The organism is Mesorhizobium sp. M8A.F.Ca.ET.181.01.1.1, from assembly GCF_004792025.1.
Taxonomy (GTDB): Bacteria; Pseudomonadota; Alphaproteobacteria; order Rhizobiales; family Rhizobiaceae; genus Mesorhizobium.
Map to the genome: position 1 here is coordinate 1 of NZ_SRTV01000162.1, position 327 is coordinate 327.

Annotated in this window: 1 protein-coding gene; it reads right to left on the bottom strand. The window is 62.7% G+C overall.

The window, feature by feature from the left end; genetic code table 11:
- Positions 1–327 (bottom strand): aldehyde dehydrogenase family protein (locus EN824_RS34050; RefSeq protein WP_135933203.1); only part of this gene is annotated, 327 nt, incomplete at both ends.

Consider the following 327-nt stretch of genomic DNA (forward strand, 5'->3'; position numbering starts at 1 on the left):
GATCTGGCCGACCACGCCGAGCGGCTCATGAAAATGATAGGCCACGGTGTCGTCGTCAATCTCGGAGATCGATCCTTCCTGCGCGCGCACGGCGCCGGCGAAGTAGCGGAAGTGGTCGATGGCAAGCGGAATGTCGGCGGCCATTGTCTCGCGCAGCGGCTTGCCGTTGTCGATCGTTTCGGCAACCGCAAGGCGTTGCAGGTTCGCTTCCATGCGATCGGCAATGCCGTTCAGAATGTTCGCGCGATCCGTCGTCGACGTTTTACCCCACGCGGCCTTCGCGCGATGCGCTGCATCCAGCGCGAGTTCCACGTCTGCTTCACGCGA